2 protein-coding genes are annotated in these 1,669 nt (G+C 35.3%); both read right to left on the bottom strand.

Annotated elements, in window-relative coordinates:
• On the bottom strand, positions 1-1,321 hold a 1,321-nt coding region (locus tag AC1DJR_RS28980; protein WP_477004147.1), incomplete at its 3' end, for an amidase family protein.
• 206 nt (positions 1,322-1,527) lie between these two features.
• Positions 1,528-1,662 (bottom strand): IS3 family transposase, encoded by a 135-nt coding sequence (locus AC1DJR_RS28975; protein WP_113938474.1) that lies wholly within the window; start codon positions 1,660-1,662, stop codon positions 1,528-1,530.
• Positions 1,663-1,669 lie beyond the last annotated feature (7 nt).

Genomic DNA, 1,669 nt, shown 5'->3' with positions numbered 1-1,669 from the left:
AACCTGCTTTCGCACATATAGTAGATCCTATATAAGAAGGGAACAGTATCGCATCCAGGTTATATTTTTCCAACGCAAAATCAATACCTTGTTTTTGCGAAAAATATATATCTTCTAATCTTGCGTTTAAATATTCTGGATTTCTTAACGTATTAGGAAAATCTTTTCTTCTTTCTAACTTAGTTTGTCCATATTTCAAAGCTCTTTCTGCTATGTTTTTATTAAACTCCATTAACTCCGAAATAGAATGTACTGGAATAGTAGAAGGTAATTTAGAAAGATAGTTATCCAAGCTGTGCTTCAGCTCATAAAGTGGAACTCCCCAACTCCATTCCCTATGAAAAGACGGAATATCAATATCTTCTACTACTGTCGCTCCCTCACTACGTAATACTTGGATCGTTTCCTCAAACAATTTTTCATCGTACTCACCATTTTCGTAATAATCTTCTGGTGCATTGYTAAATACACCAATCTTCGCYCCCTTTAAWCCRTTWRCATCRAGATAARRTGTATAATCTTGATATGCCATKCCTTCACTTTTATGAGTGGCTACATCCWTCTCATCCACTCCCGTTAAGTTCCCTAATAGAATTGCAGCATCCGTTACTGTTCTAGCAAATGGCCCAGCTGTATCTTGTGAATAAGTGAAAGGAATAATTCCACTACGACTAATTAACCCAACAGTCGGCTTAATACCTACAACCGAGTTTTGAACAGCTGGGCTCAAAATAGAAGCATCTGTCTCTGTTCCAACGGATAATACAGTAAAGTTAGCGGCAACTGCTATAGCAGACCCTGTACTTGAGCCACCAACGAACATATCATCCTCTCCTGTACCATAAGGATTAATTGTTTGACCACCTCTAGCGCTATATCCAGCCCACATTTCAAAAGACATTSCATTTGCTARYTCTGTCATATTTGYTTTWCCTATTATMAYYGMTCCTGCTTCTCGMAGTTTTKTWACGAGAAATGCATCTTCACTACTTATATTTTGTTCTAGGGCAATCGTACCAGCACTTGTATGCATCGAGTCATTCGTTTCAATATTATCCTTAAGTAAAACAGGTATACCATGTAATGGACCTCTTACACCTTTTGTCTTTCTTTCATAAKMWAACGCTTCTGCAATAAAGATAGCATCCGGATTTATTTCTAAAATAGAATTGATTTTCGGWCCATCTTGGTCATACTTTGCGATTCTATGAAGATAATACATGACTAGTTCTTTTGAAGTTAACTTCCCAGCTTCCATTTCCTTTTGAATATCATGAATTGTTAATTCTTTTTGCAATAATGTATTAAACTGAATTTCCATTTACATTCTCCTTTTATAAGCCCTTATATATATGACGTGTATCTATTACTTTTTCATTTTCTCCGCTCCTCGCATAAACAGCTACAATCCCTTTAAAGAAATTCAACTCACCAGTTTAAAAACCTTTAATTTCCAGAGAAATAAAAAGAGTCTGAAACGAATTCAATATTGGTCTTACCCCTGTCAAGTAGACAGTATKAAAAAGACTAAGCAGCCATCGAGATTCGATATTCTATCGGAGCTCGATGGTTGAGTCGTTTTTGGAACCGTTTATAGTTATAAAAGTAAATATATTCTTCAATTGCTTGTATTAAATCTTCTTCTGTTTTAAAATGATTCAAATACAAC

It is taken from the genome of Bacillus sp. 05T31 (assembly GCF_056396725.1).
The sequence above is the reverse complement of the archived record's forward strand: the minus strand, read 5'-3'. Positions and strand labels throughout refer to the sequence as shown.